This is a genomic window from Desulfobacterales bacterium (genome assembly GCA_028704555.1).
Lineage (GTDB): Bacteria > Desulfobacterota > Desulfobacteria > Desulfobacterales > JAQWFD01 > JAQWFD01.
This window is the reverse complement of record JAQWFD010000004.1, coordinates 75,346-92,178: the sequence shown is the minus strand read 5'-3', so window position 1 is coordinate 92,178 and position 16,833 is coordinate 75,346. Positions and strand designations below refer to the sequence as shown.

The window sequence follows — 16,833 nt, the reverse complement described above, 5'->3', positions numbered from 1 at the left end:
CGCACATGGGGGAAATAGACATTTCTGAACAGAGGAATTCAACACGTTTAATGCTATGAAACTTTTATACGTTAACAAAAAACTAAATGTTCACAGAGAAGTCAGGGAGCTGTCCCTTCTGTGGGAAGTCAGCCAGACACTGACCCGGTCCATTGATCTAAGAGAAGTGGTGGGGCAGGTTCTGAACGCTCTTGCCGAGGAAATGGGCATGTCCCATGGAACGTTGACACTGCTGAATCGAAAAACCGGAGAGATATTTATCGATGTTGCCCATGGCCTTTCCGAAAATGAAATGAAAAAAGGCCGCTATAAAATCGGGGAAGGGGTGACCGGAAAAGTTGTAGAAACCGGAGAGCCTCTCGTTATCCCCCATGTATCCGATGAGCCTTTATTTCTGAACAAAACCGGTTCACGAAAGGACCTTAAGAAAAAAGATATCTCCTTTATCTGCGTTCCCATCAAAATTGGTAATGAAGTCATCGGAACGCTTAGTGCTGACCGGCTGTTTGACGAATCCGTTTCTCAGGAAGAAGATCTGCGCCTGCTGTCAATTATCGCATCCATGGTAGCGCAGGCAGTTCAGCTCAGGCGTGAAGTTGAAGAAGAATGCGATTTATTGATCCGGGAGAATTTACGTCTCCAGAACCAGTTGAAAGAGCGCTTCCATCCTTCCAATATCATTGGTAAATCCAAAGGAATGCAGCAGGTATACGAACTTATCGCCCAGGTGAGTAAAAGCAGTGCCACGGTTTTGATTCGGGGTGAAAGTGGTACCGGAAAAGAACTGGTTGCCAATGCCCTCCATTATAACAGCTTGAGAGCCAATAAACCTTTTATCAAGGTAAATTGCGCTGCCCTGCCCGAAACCGTGCTGGAAAGTGAGCTGTTCGGCCATGAAAAGGGGGCATTCACCGGCGCCATTTCCCGACGACAAGGCCGGTTTGAACTGGCTGAAGGCGGCACAATTTTTCTGGACGAAGTAGGAGACTTTCCCCCCACCGTACAGATTAAACTGCTCAGGGTCCTTCAGGAATTTGAATATGAACGGATTGGAGGCAGTTCAACGAATAAAGCGGATGTCCGTATCATCGCCGCAACCAACAGAAACCTGGAAACCCTTATAAAAGAGGAAAAATTCAGGGAAGATCTATATTACCGTTTAAATGTATTTCCGATTTACATTCCCCCGTTAAGGGAGCGTAAAACAGATATCCCGCTGCTGACAGATATCTTTGTCGAACGGTGCGCAAAAGCGAATCACAAGAAAATATCAAGGATATCCACCCTGGCCATAGACATGTTTATGAGCTACCACTGGCCGGGCAACGTCAGGGAACTGGAAAACTGCATTGAACGTGCGGTCCTCCTCAGTAATGACGGAGTCATTCACGGGTATCATCTGCCGCCTTCTTTACAGACCTCTCACTACAGTGGAACGGCCTACCACGGAACCATGCAGTGGGCACTGGATAATCTGGAACGGGATTTGATCATGGATGCGCTTAAAACCTCAAAGGGAAATGCCGCAAAAGCGTGCAAAATTCTTGGAATTACGGAGAGAATCCTTGGCCTGCGCATATCAAAATACCAACTTGATCCAAAACGATTTCGTATTTTAAAAAAATAAAAAGCCGCCTGAAGACGGGGAATCGGATTTTTTTACTAATCCGTAAAAATTCAGGGTTGCCTATTCCAGGGCAATATTTTATAGATTCTTTTCCTGATGAGGTGACATGCTGAAACGTCTCACAGAATTTAATCCTGAATGATTGTCCGCCCCGGCATCAGAGTAAACTGCGGTTGCGCATACTTTTATCTGCATGCGTGTTACTTGTGTGATGGATTGATTCTCAGCAAACAAGGTGACCACGCGGAGGTAACCGTTGCACAAAAGCAACCGTTAAAAGATAAACGCCACAGATATCGTTCGCACATTCGTTTAACTCCAACGTTGCATAAATAAATTGCTTAAAGATTGGAATAACCTAATAATTATAAATAGATGATGAAATTGTAAAATCCGGAAATTTTATTAAAATCACCATTTTGCTTACCCTCCGGGGTTAACATCATCCATACAAATCATTATCAACCGGAACAGGCATAATTATGACGATAAAAACAATCTTCATCACCGGCGGGGTTTTGTCTTCCCTCGGAAAAGGACTTGCAGCCGCTTCAATTGCGACACTTCTTGAAAGCCGCGGGTTAAAAGTAACCAACCAGAAACTCGATCCCTATATTAATGTCGATCCAGGCACCATGAATCCCTTTCAACATGGTGAGGTATTTGTAACAGATGACGGTGCGGAAACAGATCTGGATCTCGGTCATTATGAACGGTTCAGCAATACCCGGATGAGCCGGGGAAACAATCTGACGACCGGGCAGGTCTATTTTTCAGTAATTTCCAAGGAACGCAAAGGGGAATACCTTGGCGGCACTGTCCAGGTCATCCCGCATATCACCAATGAAATAAAGGACTTTATCAGAAAAACCGCTGAGGGTTTTGACGTATCGATTGTTGAAATCGGAGGAACGGTAGGAGATATCGAAAGCCTTCCCTTTCTGGAGGCCATCCGGCAGCTGAAAAATGAAGCCGGAAAATCCAATGTCATCTTCATCCATCTGACCTGGGTGCCCTATATCAAAACAGCGGGTGAAGTCAAAACCAAACCTACTCAACACAGCGTGAAAGTGCTGCGTGAAATCGGAATCCAGCCTGATATACTTCTGTGCCGGACAGAAAATTTCCTCACGGATCAAATCAAAGCAAAAATTTCTCTTTTCTGCAATGTCGGGGTAGATGCCGTATTTACCGCAAAGGATGTGGAGTGTATCTATGAAGTTCCTTTGGTTTATCATAAAGAAGGGGTGGATGAAAAAATCGTTGAATTTCTCAATCTTCATACCCCTGAGCCCCGTTTGGGCGAATGGGAAACTCTGGTTAACAAAATCATGCACCCGGCCCATGACGTGTGTATCGCTATCGTCGGCAAATATGTCGATCTGACCGATTCCTACAAAAGCCTGAATGAAGCGCTGGCTCACGGCGGAATCCCCAACGACTGCAAAGTCGCGCTGAGATTTATCGATTCAGAACAAATCGAGTGCGAAGGCATACTTCACCAGCTGGACGAGGTTGACGGCATCCTGGTTCCCGGCGGATTCGGCAAAAGAGGCATTGAAGGCATGATTCAGTCTATCGGCTATGCCCGGGCCAACAATATTCCATTTTTCGGGATCTGTCTGGGCATGCAGATGGCGGTCGTTGAATTTGCCAGAAGCACATGCGGCATGAAAGATGCCAACAGTTTTGAATTTGACAGAGATACCCTCCACCCGGTCATCGATCTTCTCCCCGAGCAGAAAACCATTACCGACAAGGGAGCGACCATGCGATTAGGGGCCTATCCCTGCGTTGTGGAAAATGACAGCAAGGCCTGGCAGGCCTATCAATCCAAAACCATCAGCGAACGTCACCGTCACCGGTATGAATTTAATAACGCCTACAAAGATGTCTTGGTGGAAAAAGGTCTTCGGATCACCGGCACCTCTCCGGACGGTCGATTAGTGGAAATGGTCGAGCTCGATGATCATGCCTGGTTTCTCGGCTGCCAGTTCCATCCCGAATTCAAGTCAAGGCCCCGGTCCCCCCACCCGCTGTTTACGAAATTTATCGAGGCAGCACTGACATATAAACTACGGATTTTGAAATAAAACGGGATTTGCTGATCATAACCGAATAACAAAAGGTACGGACATGCCAGAGCTCATTAATCTCCTGAAACGTTCCTTCTTTAATGCATTGAATGGTATCAGAAGCTACAGGGTATTTATCGGTAAAAATCCCCGGCTGCTGCCGAAAAAATCGATCATCCTGTTTCCGATCCAGCCGAACATGCTCTGCTGCGGTCTTGCCGGCATCATTACGATCGCTACCGGCCATGAATCGGATCTTCAGATTGTTAAAAGCCTCTCACGCCAATTTAACCGTATTCAGGCAAAGGGGATTGCCTCACTGATAGATGGCTCAGAGAAACTGGCCAGCTATCTTGACGGGTGGAAAACCCTTGAGGCGCTCGAGACGTTTATCATCGATCTGAAACAGGATTTATATCTGGAACAGCTTTTTTTCCAGAGAGCAGACGCACAGTCTCTATCTGATCTTGTGACCGCCCAACAGGCATTTCTCGATTCGGAAGACGCATTGATCGAACAAAATGCCACCCGGTATTCCACCAGCGAAATGGAACAGATCAATGCGTCCCTGACACGGCTCAAAGACTGCGTGTGGGCTCTGGACCAGGATATTCTTTCCAACCTGGAACATATCAGGTACCTGACCGGCATGGAAAATTCCGAACAGATATCAAGGGAAGGATTCAGAAAATATCGCAAAATGAATCTGCTGCTCAACTCGATTGACCGGCTGGAAGTCCGCGGAAGAGACTCTGCCGGAGTGCAGATCACACTGGACATGAAATCAGTCAACGCCCTTGAAACGTTAAAAAAGTCATTGAACGCAAACGGATTGCTGGAGGAGCTGACACAGAGAAGCCGTCCCGGAGACCTTCTGTCCGGCTCTATCCATATATCCGATTTCGCCCGCGGCCATGGTGCATTGACATTTATCTATAAGAAAGCATCTGTCACAGGTAAGCTGGGGGAAAACACCGCCTATATTCGAAGCCGGATTCGATCGGATCAAATTCTCCAGGCGGCTGTCAATGAACCTGTCACATCTGATATATACATGGCGCATACCCGATGGGCTTCCGTCGGATCGATTACCAATGAGAACTGTCATCCGATCAATAATTACACGATTGGCGCGGCACTCCCCCAGCCGGACAAACAAACCGGCGAGCCATCGGATTCACAGCCCCTATCGGTAACCTATCCCTGTTACGGGCCGGGCAGCTGGTCCATTCATGCGGCATTAAACGGCGATATTGACAACTTTGTCGAGCTGAAAACAAATTTTGAAAAAAGCCATTCGGTTCAGGTCAGTGATCAACTCACTACCGATACCAAGATCATCCCGCTTCAGATCGAGCATTACCTTTTTGCAGGCTATGATCTGAAAGAAGCGTTTCGCCTGGCATTAAACGATTTCAAAGGCTCTCATGCCATTGCCGTTCAGAGCAATCTGGAGCCCGGAAAGGTTTTTCTTGCCATCAGGGGCAGCGGGCAGTCCCTTTATATCGGCGTTTGTAAAAACCAGTACATGTTCTCTTCGGAATTATACGGCCTGGTGGAACTGACCCCGCATTTTATTAAAATGGATGGCGAAACCGAGCGAACCAAAGGCGACCCCTCAACCCGGGGGCAGCTGTTTATTCTGAGCGGAGAATCCGAAAACAGTAAAAACAGCATCAGCGCCTGTTATTATGACAACCATCCCATCCGAATCACCGATCAGCTGATCCGGAAAGCGGAAATCACCACCAGAGATATCGATCGGAAAGGCTACCCTCATTTTCTTCTGAAAGAAATTCTGGAAGCGCCGATGTCGGTAAAAAAAACGCTGAGAGGCAAATATCAACTCACCTGTTCTCAAACTGAAGGGGCCCGGGTGGTCTTTAATCTGGGAGACGATATTATTCCTGAATCCATTAAGTCCGGGCTGTCAGGAAAAAAAATCCGGAAAATTTTTGTCATCGGTCAGGGCACGGCCTGTATAGCCGGAAAGGCAATCGCCGAATCCTTTTTGCAGTATCTCAAGGGAAGCGATATATCGGTTGAATCCAAAACCGCCTCTGAACTCAGCGGATTTTCGCTTGAGGATGATCTCAGTCACATGCTGGTCATTGCCGTCACCCAGTCGGGTACCACCACCGACACCAACAGGGCCGTAGCGCTGGCTAAAGAAAGAGGCGCGCTGCTGATTGCCATTGTCAACCGGCGGCAATCCGACATCACCAATGTCACGGACGGCGTGTTCTATACCAGTGACGGACGCGATATTGAAATGTCCGTGGCGTCCACCAAAGCCTTTTACTCCCAGATCACCGCCGGTTATATCCTTGCTCTGTATTTTGCGCAGTTGCTGGGCACCATGCCGGACTGTCTCATTGCCCGTAAACTGGAAGAACTTCAGCAGGCCCCTGAAAAAATGAACCGGGTCATCGCCCAAAAAGAGACCATCCGGGCATCTGCCTGGGATATCGTGAAACAGAAGAAATACTGGGCAGTTGTGGGCAGCGGCCCCAACAAGGTGGCCTCCGATGAAATTAGAATCAAACTCAGTGAATTGTGCTATAAAACGATTTCTTCGGATATTGTCGAAGATAAAAAACACATCGATCTGTCTTCCGAACCGCTGATCGTGGTATGTGCGGCAGGAACGCCCGAGCTGGTGATTGAAGATATCAAAAAAGATGTGGATATCTTCAAGGCGCATTCAGCCGCCGCGGTTGTCATTGCCGACAACCGAGAATCTCGATTTGATTTGATTGCCGATTCGGTCATTCAGGTACCACGGGCAAATTTTCCGATATCGGTGATCATGAATACGCTCGCCGGACATATTTGGGGCTACTATGCCGCCTGCAGCATCGATGACGATGGTAATTTTTTCCGTGAATTCAGGCGAAAACTGTCTGCAGCAACACACGAACTGGATGAAAGGCAGCTTTCCGTGTTTGAAAAAATCACCGATCCCGGCCTGGCCCATATCATCAATGAATTCTCATCGGAATTTAAAGCCAGACGACAGCGGATGTTTTTCTCATCACTGGGTATCGACGTCGCATCGGATATGACCCTTTTGTTGAAATACGCGGCCGGAAAGATGCCGCTTGAAGATTTCTGGGAAGACTTCAAGGAAAAACGAACGTCCTCCTCCCCGCTGGATATGCTGGATATCTGTCTGGGCCGCGCCATTGATGAGCTGTCAAGACCCATCGATGCCATCAAACATCAGGCCAAAACCGTTACCGTGGGAACCAGCAGAAAGGTGGAGATACCGAAGGGAATTGTGTTTGACTTCCTGGGAGAACTCAATTTTTCTCTGGAAAACTTAAGCAGCAGAAATGGCGTCCAGATCCGAAGAATTCAAAAAGCCATTTTCGACATAACCGGTTACACGTTATATGACATCGACAACCTGGACGAAAACGGCAAACCCGTGGACATATCGACGATATCCATTTCCGACCGAAGCGGTATTTCCTTTCAGATTCAGTCACGGGTGACTCAAAACAGCCCGCTGAAAGGCACCAAGAAAACCATCGTCAATATCGGGAATATTTATGCCGGCCTTGGCAAATCGGACAAGGCCCCCATTGTCATTATCCCGCTGATAGGTGATCGCCACGTAATCAGCCATTTGCTGCTGATGCATGTTCATTTCAGGCAGGATATGAGTGTGGCGGAAAAAATCGACGTTCTGGGCGATAAAGTAAACGCTATTCGGGATGTGATCAACGAGTACAATCTGCCATGGAATGAAAACTATCTCAAAAACTTTTCCATCGAATTTTTTCTCGATGGATCCATTGACCAAATCACATCCTCTATCATTGATTCCCTGAACAAGGGCAATCACAAAGATTAAACGCTATTGACTTGATTTAAAGGACGTAAAGATAACAACCCATGATTGCCATTATCGATTATCAAGCAGGAAACCAGACATCGGTTCAGCGGGCTTTATCCTATCTGGGCGTGCCCTGTAAGATCACTTGCGTACCTGAAGAAATCCTTGCCGCCCGGCGGGTCATATTTCCCGGGGTCGGTGCCGCCGGAAAGGCCATGGAAGTCATCCGCTCGCGGGGTCTGGATCAGGTTATCCGGGAAGTGGTGCAGTGCGGCACCCCGTTTTTCGGCATCTGCCTGGGGACGCAGATTATACTGGATAAAAGCGAGGAAAACGGCAATACCCGTTGCATCGGCATCATTGCCGGCATGGCCAGAAAATTTCCTGAAACGGTAAGGGTCGTTCCCCATATGGGATGGAACACCATCTGCCCTGTTCGTCAGCATCCGGTGCTGGCGCATATTCCCCCAAAGGCTCAATTTTATTTTGTTCACTCCTACTACCCGGACCCGGACAACCCTTCGGAGGTAATAGCCACTACAAACTACGGCATGGACTTTGCTTCAGTGATTGCCAGAGACAATGTAATCGCCACTCAATTTCACCCCGAAAAAAGCGGCCCCCAGGGGCTTCAACTCCTGAAAAATTTTTGCGGCTGGGACGGAAAGTTAACGCCATGTTAAGCAAACGAATTATTATCTGTCTGGATGTTCGTGACGGCCAGACCACCAAAGGCGTCAAGTTTAAAGGCAATATGGATATCGGCGATCCTGTCGCCATGGCAAAGGCCTATTACGAACAGGGCGTGGATGAATTGGTATTTTATGATATCACGGCATCTTCCGACAGAAGAAATATCATGATCGATGTGGTCTCGGAAGTTGCCAAAAATATATTTATTCCGTTTTCGGTGGGCGGTGGAATCCGCAGCCTGGATGATATGCACCGCGTGTTAAACGCGGGAGCGGAAAAAATCAGCATCAATTCATCAGCGGTATTAAAGTCCGATCTTATTGCTCAAGGCGCGCTTGAATTCGGCAGCCAGTGCGTCGTACTGGGCATGGATGTCAAAAAGGTGCCCAAACGCCCCGAAATACCATCCGGGTATGAAGTGTGGATTAATGGCGGACGGACGCCGATGGGAATCGATGCCATACAGTGGGCCAGAAAGGCGCAGGACCTCGGGGCCGGAGAAATCTGTCTCAATTCCATCGATGCAGATGGAACCAGTGACGGATACGAGCTGACCGTCACGTCCCTGATGACAGCGGCCGTTTCCATACCGGTGATTGCATCCGGTGGCGCCGGCACCCCCCGGCACCTGAAAGATGTATTCGTGACGGCTCACGCGGACGCTGCATTGATCGCATCCATGGTCCATTTCGACCACTATACGGTCAGGCAGATCAAGGCGTATCTGGCCGATGAAGGAATACCGGTCCGGGATGATATTTATTGACGTTGGCTGTAAAACAACTTTCGGCAATGATTTATCGAAAATATCCTGATAGCTGTATCACTGAGGAAGTGTAATTTTGGAAATCAATGCGCATCCGTTTTTCAACCTGTATCATCACGGTTTTATCAAGGTTGCTGTCTGCTCTCCGGAAGTCAGGGTCGCAGACCCCGGATTCAACGTCCGCAAAACCATCGAACTGGTGCTGCAGGCGGCTGAAGGCAATGCAATTTTTGCGATTTTCCCGGAACTGGGCATATCCGCATACTCCAATGAGGATCTGTTCCATCAGGATGCCCTGCTGAAACGGGTACAGGCGGCCATCTGTGATCTGCTCAAAGCCACAAAACACCTTGATCTGATCCTGGTATTTGGCGCCCCGGTTCAGGTGGATTCGTCTCTTTTTAACTGCGGGATCGTGGCCTGCCGGGGCAGCATTCTCGGTGTCGCCGTAAAATCCTATCTTCCGAATTACAGAGAGTTCTACGAGGCCAGGCAGTTCTGTCCGGCACAGGAAGCTGTGTCAACGACGATTGATCTTTGCGGGCAGACGCATATTCCCTTTGGCGCCAACCTCATATTTGATGTCAGCAATATCCGCCATTTTAAATTTTTCATAGAAATCTGTGAAGACGTATGGGTTCCGGTTCCCCCTTCGTCCTTTGCCTGCATGGCGGGCGCAACGGTTATCGGTAATCTTTCGGCCTCCAATGTCACCGTGGGAAAAGCCGACTACCGGCACAACCTGGTTCTGAATCAGTCTGCCCGATGTATTGCCGCCTATCTTTACAGTGCCGCCGGACTGGGGGAGTCAACCACGGATCTGGCCTGGGACAGCCATTCACTGATCTATGAAAATGGAACATTCCTGGCCCAATCCGACCGTTTTTCCCGGGAGCCGCAACTTATTTTCGCCGATATCGACCTCGACCGTCTGGCTCAGGATCGGATGAGAATGAAAAGTTACAGTGAAAACCGCCGGGTACACCACGACATCGTCTTAAGGTTTCGAACGGTTTCCTTTTCGTTGGATATCCCGGAAAAACGCCTGCTGCTCGAAAGGGAAACGTCCCGGTTTCCATACATTCCTTCAGATCCGGGGAAGAGAAACCAGCGCTGCTATGAAACCTACAATATCCAGGTTCAGGGTCTGTCCAAGCGACTTACCTCAACCGGTCTGGAGAATATCGTCATCGGCATTTCCGGAGGCCTGGATTCCACCCAGGCACTGATCGTTGCCGCGCGAACGATGGATCTGCTGAAACTGCCCCGATCCAATATTAAAGCCTATACCATGCCCGGGTTTGCAACCAGCAACAAAACCTACACCAATGCGTTGAAACTGATGCAGGCACTCGGGGTCGAGGCCCATGAAATTGATATCCGGGAAAGCTGCATGCAGATGTTCAAGGATATCGGTCATCCCTACGCATCCGGTCAGAAGGTATATGATATTACGTTTGAAAATGTTCAGGCCGGTGACCGGACCGCTCACCTGTTCCGGATAGCGAATCTGAAAAAGGCTCTGGTTCTGGGCACGGGGGATCTGAGCGAACTGGCGCTTGGCTGGTGCACCTACGGGGTAGGGGACCACATGTCCCATTATAATGTCAATGCCAGCGTCCCCAAAACGCTTATCCAATATCTCATCCGATGGGTCGCTGAAACCCGCCAGTTTGGAGACGAGGCCGCCGAGGTGCTGCTGGATATCCTTGAAACCGAGATCAGCCCGGAACTGATTCCCGGGGACAGCAGTGATCAACCCGCTCAAAAAACCGAATCGAGCATCGGGCCTTATGAACTTCATGATTTTACCAACTTTTATATCACCCGCTACGGGTATCTGCCCACCAAAGTCGCTTTTCTGGCATACTGCGCATGGAAGGACAAAACCGCGGGCAGATGGCCGGACATTCCGGAACACCGAAGGAATGAATATAGCCTGCCCGTCATTAAACACTGGCTGGAAGCGTATCTGTTCCGGTTTTTCAAGGCCACGCAGTTCAAGCGTTCCTGTGTGCCCAATGGGCCCAAAGTAGGTTCCGGTGGCTCTCTGTCTCCCCGAGGAGACTACCGGGCGCCCAGTGACAGTGAGGCCACGGCCTGGCTTGAAAACGCCGGCCTCATTCCGGACGGGGATGAAAACTGATTATACGGCTACAGCTGTTTGACATCATCGTTTCGATTTTCGGGCGGGGATGACTCCTGCCGGCGGTTTAATTCTTCAAGGTGTTTTCGAAACGTTTCAAGCTCCTGTTGCAGGCGTGGCAGTACATCCCTCTGAAATTTTTCACCGGCGGACTGCCCCGAACGCTTCAGATCGTTTATCAGTTGATCCAGTTCGTTTTTAAATGATTTAAACTCCTCGCTTTCCGGAATATGGCTCAATTCGTCCAGCAGCTGATGAAAACTTTTTTTAAGATCCTCAGTCCCCGTTTCCACCCGATCTTTGAATTCCTCAATGATCGCCGAAGCACGGCTGCTTCCTTCAACGGTTTCCCCATCGTTCAGCATCCGGCCATCTTTGCGTATTTGAATGATCTCTATTGCTTTCCGGGCCTCGTCTGCCGGGTCCGTTACAATTAAAAATCTGGAATATTCCGTTGCCGCGGCTGAAAACGATTCGGAAATGATAATATCCACGGCATAATTCCCCTGATCGGTATAAGTGACACGTACCACGTTACCGATTTTATTCTGCTGAAATATAACGCTGTCGGTTTGTTTCAACCCCTGCACCAGATCAAACGTGATATGAAGCTCAAGGCCCTTTTTTTCACAACCGAGAATCGATATCGCGGCTATCAAGAAGAATATGATTTTTTTCATTTTATTAAAACCTCCTGCAGCAATCAAAACCAACCTCCATAGGTCAGGCATATTTTTTTCATGTAACACCAAAATATCAGAGCAATTATAAACAAACAACTGAAAAGAGAATGCCCGAACCGCAAACGGATTTCTGAGCCCGTCCGCGTCCGCTATCCGGCCGGAAACTTATTCCGGTTAAAAGGTCTCTCAAGGGAAGCCTGGTTATAAATGATCGGGCTTGATCATAACTGCGGCCATATTTTGCTGTGCGTAGCCTCGGAGTCCCGCCTGTTGCCGGCGTACGACATGGCGCGATCCGGGGAAAAGATGTCGGGGCCATGAAGCGTTAAAAAGCGCAAACTGTTTGAGGCTTGCCGAGTTTTTGCGCTTTAGCTTCATGGGCACGGCATTCCCCGGATCGTGCTGGAGAAGCCGGCAATGGGCGGGACGGACCCCGTGAGATGGTGGCCGCAGTTATGATCAAGCCCAAATGATCGATATTACATCGGGGGGTAAAAGATATTGGAATCGATGTCTATAGCAGGTGTTTATTCCCGGAATATTTTGCGTTGTTCAGCGCATTTATGTGATACCGGCACGGGTCGGTTGAGAAAAATTTTATAAACAAGGTTAGAAAGTTGCAAGAGAGGATATCTTTTTCCAACTTTTTTTGTGCGGGTTTATTCTGAGTTCTGAAAGGGGTGGGTGGGCTTAAAATGTGACAAAATAAAAAAGGACTCAGATTATAACCTGAGTCCCTGATTTCATGATGGTGCGCCCGGCTGGATTCGAACCAGCGATCTCCAGCTCCGGAGGCTGACGCCTTATCCGCTAGGCTACGGGCGCATTGACGTAAAAATTAAAATAGACCATCGTTGTGTATAAGTCAAGCCTGAACACCCGGGGCGGGGCAAATTAAATTTCCGGCCAGCAGTTCGGGCAACTGCTGAAATTTTTCCTTGGCTTCACCGACCACATAGAGCGAGCCGGCAATGCAGATTATATCTTGAGCAGAAGCGGTTTTGATTGCGTATTCCACCGCATCTCCGACGTTCGGGATAACGCGGGCATCAGGAATGAAACCGGAAGCAAATTCGTGCAGGATCCCGGGAGGCAGGGCCCGATCGATCCCGGGTTGGGTTAAAATCACCTTGCGGGCCATCGGCAGCAGGCATTTGAGCATGGACCGGTACGGTTTGTCATCCAGTATCCCGATGACAAATGTCAGGTTTCGATTTGCAAAACGGGTTGCCTGCAAGGTCGACAGATAGGTTGCCAGCTGTTTTACGGCAATCAGGTTGTGCGCGCCATCAAGTATTACCAGGGGGGCGTTGGAAACAATTTCCAGTCTTCCTGGCCATTTCGTATTGAGAAGCGCCGATGTGATCTGTTCGACATCAAGATTTACAGAACGTTTTTTTAGCAATTCGCAGGCGCAAAGGGTCAGCGCGGCATTGTCCACCTGGTGGGAACCGGGTAGCCCGGTTTGAAGTCGGCGCCAGATATGTTCGATACCAAAATAATTAAATGTGCCATCCGGCTGACGCCGGACGTTAAAATCGCGGCCGAATTGGTGGAAAGGGGCGCCATGTTCCCGGGCTATCTGCTGGAGCGTTTTTTTTGCCGTGTTCTGTCTGGCTCCGCTGATCACCGGAACTCCGGGTTTGATAATTCCCCCCTTTTCGGCGGCTATCCCGGCAAGGGTGTTGCCGAGAAATTTCTGATGCTCCAGGGCTATGTTTGTAATGATGGTGATGGCCGGTTCTTTTATGATATTGGTGGCATCGAGCCGTCCGCCCATGCCGGTTTCAATGACCGCCCAGTCAACCTGCCGGGCTTTGAATTCATAAAATGCCATTGCAGTGGCGTATTCGAAGAATGTGGGGGGGGCTGAAGCGCTGATGCCCCTTTTGATTTCCTGATACAGGCCGACCACCCGTTCATCCGTGATGGGGCAGTTGTTGATCTGTATGCGTTCGTTAAATTTGACGAGATGTGGCGAGGTATACAGTCCGACCTTATATCCGAAGGTGGATAAAATAGTGGACAGACTGGCCGCAATGGAGCCCTTCCCGTTGGTTCCGGCAATATGAATGCATGGGAAACTGTCTTGAGGGTTTCCTAACGCATTGAGGATGTCTCTGATTTTCGAAAGCCCGAGCTTAATGCCAAAACGCCTGAGCCGGAGCATTTCCTGAAGACAATAGTGGTATGATTTCTGCTGTGTCATGGCTATAAAAAACCCGGCATACAATTGATTGCTGCCGGGTCATTCTATAAAAACTATATAAAACGGTTTTGATCTATCGTTGTCTGGAAGCGGCTATCCTTTGTCTTCTCAAGGCTTCCCGCTGTTTGCGTCGCCTGTATTCACTTGGTTTTTCGTAATTTTTTTTCAACTTCAACCGTTTGAAGAGGCCGTCATTTTGAATCTTTTTTTTCAGAATCCTCATGGCCTTTTCAAGGTCATTATCCAAAACTCTCACTTCAATAGCCTTCAAATAAAATCGCCCCTTTCGTTCCACCAAAATTAATGCCAATTATTTTCGATGGTTATTTGATTCAATAATTTATTAAAAAAGTATTTATAACTTACAATTTAATAAAACACAAGAAAAAAAGAATTAATTCATCATAGCAACTGTTGCGTGAAAAAGTAAAGTTAAAAAACAGTATGCCCTTCACAGAAGAAGGCCTCGGCATGCTGATTACAGTTTCGAAATAAGTTTCCGGGTTACCTCAGAGACGCTGGGGCTTCCATCGACGGTAATATAGCGGATTGCAGCATTCTGCTCGGCAATTTTTTTAAAATAATATGCCGATGAAAGCGTTCCTGTTTCAGTATCGTAGTAGATATCATGTCGTTTATTGATAGCGTTTTCGTCCTGATCATCGGCCCGGGTACTCAATTCTCCGCCGCAGACACGGCAACGGTCCCCATTGGGTTCGATGGCTTTGATATAAATATTGTTCGGATGATTATTGTCGTTGATACAAAGTCTGCGTCCCATTATTCTGTTTTTTGCAGTTTCACGTTCCAGAAGTATTTCCACTACAATATCGATATTGATGCCGGCCTCGGTGAGAGATTTGTTCAACATCAGTGCCTGTTGCCTGTTTCTGGGGAATCCGTCCAAAAGCCATCCGTTTCGGCAGTCATCTTTTTGAAGCCGTTCAAGGATCATGGGAATAGTGATATCATCGGGAACCAGATCGCCACGCTCGATATATTTTTTCGCCTGCTTGCCTAAAGGGGTGTTGTTGGATATGTTTTCCCGGAAAATGGCCCCGGATTCAATATGGGGAATATTGAATCTGTCCTTCAGGATTGCCCCCTGAGTTCCTTTTCCGCTGCCGTTGGGGCCGAAAAATAAAATATTCATATCTTGCTCCTTTTTTGCAAGTTTTTATGAGTCGTTCGCACTGGGGTATATGTATCGGTAGAAGATCAACCCCATGGGGTTTTTTATTGCTGGCTACCATACTAATGTTGATTTCATTCGTCAAGGGGATGTGTGCGGTGGTAACGTATCCGGAAAAATAAACGTGTTTTCGATAACTGCTGCAGCGATGTTTATTTGAAAGGCGTCATTTCTGGCTCAGGATTTTTTTGATATAAGCCATGGCCTCCGTTTTTAAAGTTATTTTGTTCAACAGCCGTTTTTCTTCTACCCGGTCAAGAATGGTTTTAAACAGGGGGGAGGGGGAAAGTCCCATTTCATGGATCAGATCATCTCCGCTCACAAGGGGGGGGCGGGATTTGACTGGTTTAAACTCATTCATGAATTGATGAAGCAGGTGTTCGGTAAACAGATAGACATTCCGTGCGTCCGGCTCACCCTTGCCTCTGGTGTCGGCGATAAAATGCAGGAGAAGATCAAAAATGCCATCTCCATAGACGTTAAAAAAACGAACGGTCCCTTTTGGGGTCAAAGCGCCTTTTTTGTGTGCGGTGTATAAATGGAGCGGCTGCAGATGGTTTCGGATAATGGTGTCGATAAATTGTTTGTCGCGGGTTGACAGTTTGAGCCTGTTACTTATATTATAAGAAATATCAGCACCTTTTTTCTCGTGTTGATAAAAATGTATATCCCCCCGTTCATCAGTGGTTCGGGTCAGTGGCTTGCCGATATCATGCAGAAGTGCAGCGTGTTTTAACAGTACCGATCGTTGTGGGTTCATTTTTTCGATGTGCTGGATGAGCATATCGGGTATGCATTGATCTGAGCCGTTTAGCATCCGTTCGAGATGATGGTACGTTCTCAGCGTGTGTATAAACACATTGTGAAGATGGTGCCGGTTCTGGGTACATTCTTTCAGTCCGGCAAGTTCAGGGAAGATCTCCTTCAGCAGGCCGCCGCGATTCATTTGGTGAATATACCGGTATGATTCGGGACTGCTCAGGATTTTAAAATACTCATTCCAAATTCGTTCCCCGGCTGCCGACGCGATTAAATCCGCGCCCCGTTCAATAACGGATTCTGTTTCCGGTTCGATGGTAAAATCCAGCAGCGCTTCCATTCGATAAGCTCTTAACAACCGGATCGGATCTTTGAAAAAAATGGTGGGGGATACCATGCGGATGCATCCGGCATCAAGGTCATTTAATCCGCCAAGACAGTCGATGATTTTATCGGTACTCAGGCAATATGCCATGGCATTGATGGTAAAATCCCGTTGCTTCAGATCATCTTCGATGCCGGTGCCATTGATTGAAGCAATATCAAAAATGTGTTTCTTCGTGACAATGCGATGAATGACTTTCCCCGGTTTTCCTATTTGAACAATCCGGCCACCTGCTTTCATGGCGATGTCTTTTGCATATTCTTCCGGATTTTTTAATACGGCAATGTCGTAATCAGATGGGGTTTTTCCGATGAGCAGATCTCTGACAGACCCCCCCACCAGATAGGCGCCGGGCGTTTTAGGGAGGATACCGGTATTGAACAACGTCATATGCAGCTTGCTTTCGTAAACCGTTTACGCACAATCAAATGTATGATATCAGATAGTCTCGGGTTTA

The 16,833-nt window shown here is 48.0% G+C and carries 11 protein-coding genes and 1 tRNA gene; 6 read left to right on the top strand and 6 right to left on the bottom strand.

The genetic code is table 11. From position 1 onward, the window contains the following. Positions 1–55 precede the first annotated feature (55 nt). From nifA to PHQ97_02940, 6 genes are all read left to right on the top strand, one after another. Positions 56–1,627 carry a nif-specific transcriptional activator NifA gene (gene nifA / locus PHQ97_02965; GenBank protein ID MDD4391694.1) on the top strand — a complete coding sequence of 524 codons (1,572 nt, stop codon included), beginning with the start codon at positions 56–58 and terminating at the stop codon, positions 1,625–1,627. A 482-nt stretch (positions 1,628–2,109) separates the two neighbouring features. Continuing rightward, positions 2,110–3,720 carry a CTP synthase gene (locus tag PHQ97_02960; GenBank protein MDD4391693.1) on the top strand — a complete coding sequence of 537 codons (1,611 nt, stop codon included), beginning with the start codon at positions 2,110–2,112 and terminating at the stop codon, positions 3,718–3,720. Positions 3,721–3,763: 43 nt separating this feature from the next. Further along, positions 3,764–7,561 carry an SIS domain-containing protein gene (locus tag PHQ97_02955; protein ID MDD4391692.1) on the top strand — a complete coding sequence of 1,266 codons (3,798 nt, stop codon included), beginning with the start codon at positions 3,764–3,766 and terminating at the stop codon, positions 7,559–7,561. A 41-nt stretch (positions 7,562–7,602) separates the two neighbouring features. Further along, positions 7,603–8,226, top strand: coding sequence for an imidazole glycerol phosphate synthase subunit HisH (gene hisH, locus PHQ97_02950; protein MDD4391691.1), 624 nt, complete (start codon positions 7,603–7,605; stop codon positions 8,224–8,226). After that, positions 8,220–9,002, top strand: coding sequence for an imidazole glycerol phosphate synthase subunit HisF (gene hisF, locus PHQ97_02945; GenBank protein ID MDD4391690.1), 783 nt, complete (start codon positions 8,220–8,222; stop codon positions 9,000–9,002). The genes hisH and hisF overlap by 7 nt, the downstream gene beginning before the upstream one ends. Before the next feature lie 76 nt (positions 9,003–9,078). Further along, on the top strand, positions 9,079–11,148 hold the full coding sequence (locus PHQ97_02940; GenBank protein ID MDD4391689.1) for an NAD(+) synthase: 2,070 nt from the start codon (positions 9,079–9,081) through the stop codon (positions 11,146–11,148). A gap of 8 nt (positions 11,149–11,156) precedes the next feature. On the opposite strand, the gene PHQ97_02935 is transcribed toward PHQ97_02940, so the two are convergent. The 6 genes from PHQ97_02935 to PHQ97_02910 all read right to left on the bottom strand — a co-directional run bounded on the left by PHQ97_02935 (position 11,157) and on the right by PHQ97_02910 (position 16,766). Further along, positions 11,157–11,828 carry a hypothetical protein gene (locus tag PHQ97_02935; protein ID MDD4391688.1) on the bottom strand — a complete coding sequence of 224 codons (672 nt, stop codon included), beginning with the start codon at positions 11,826–11,828 and terminating at the stop codon, positions 11,157–11,159. A gap of 752 nt (positions 11,829–12,580) precedes the next feature. Continuing rightward, a tRNA-Arg gene (locus PHQ97_02930) sits at positions 12,581–12,656 on the bottom strand. Between the two features lie 40 nt (positions 12,657–12,696). Continuing rightward, positions 12,697–14,040 carry a bifunctional folylpolyglutamate synthase/dihydrofolate synthase gene (locus tag PHQ97_02925; GenBank protein MDD4391687.1) on the bottom strand — a complete coding sequence of 448 codons (1,344 nt, stop codon included), beginning with the start codon at positions 14,038–14,040 and terminating at the stop codon, positions 12,697–12,699. A gap of 73 nt (positions 14,041–14,113) precedes the next feature. Further along, positions 14,114–14,311, bottom strand: a complete 198-nt coding sequence (gene rpsU / locus PHQ97_02920) for a 30S ribosomal protein S21 (protein MDD4391686.1) — start codon at positions 14,309–14,311, stop codon at positions 14,114–14,116. A gap of 207 nt (positions 14,312–14,518) precedes the next feature. Then, entirely contained in the window at positions 14,519–15,193 is a 675-nt protein-coding gene (locus tag PHQ97_02915) for an adenylate kinase (GenBank protein MDD4391685.1), read from the bottom strand. 205 nt (positions 15,194–15,398) lie between these two features. Continuing rightward, positions 15,399–16,766: an HD domain-containing protein gene (locus PHQ97_02910; GenBank protein ID MDD4391684.1), complete on the bottom strand. Its 1,368-nt coding sequence runs from the start codon at positions 16,764–16,766 to the stop codon at positions 15,399–15,401. Positions 16,767–16,833 lie beyond the last annotated feature (67 nt).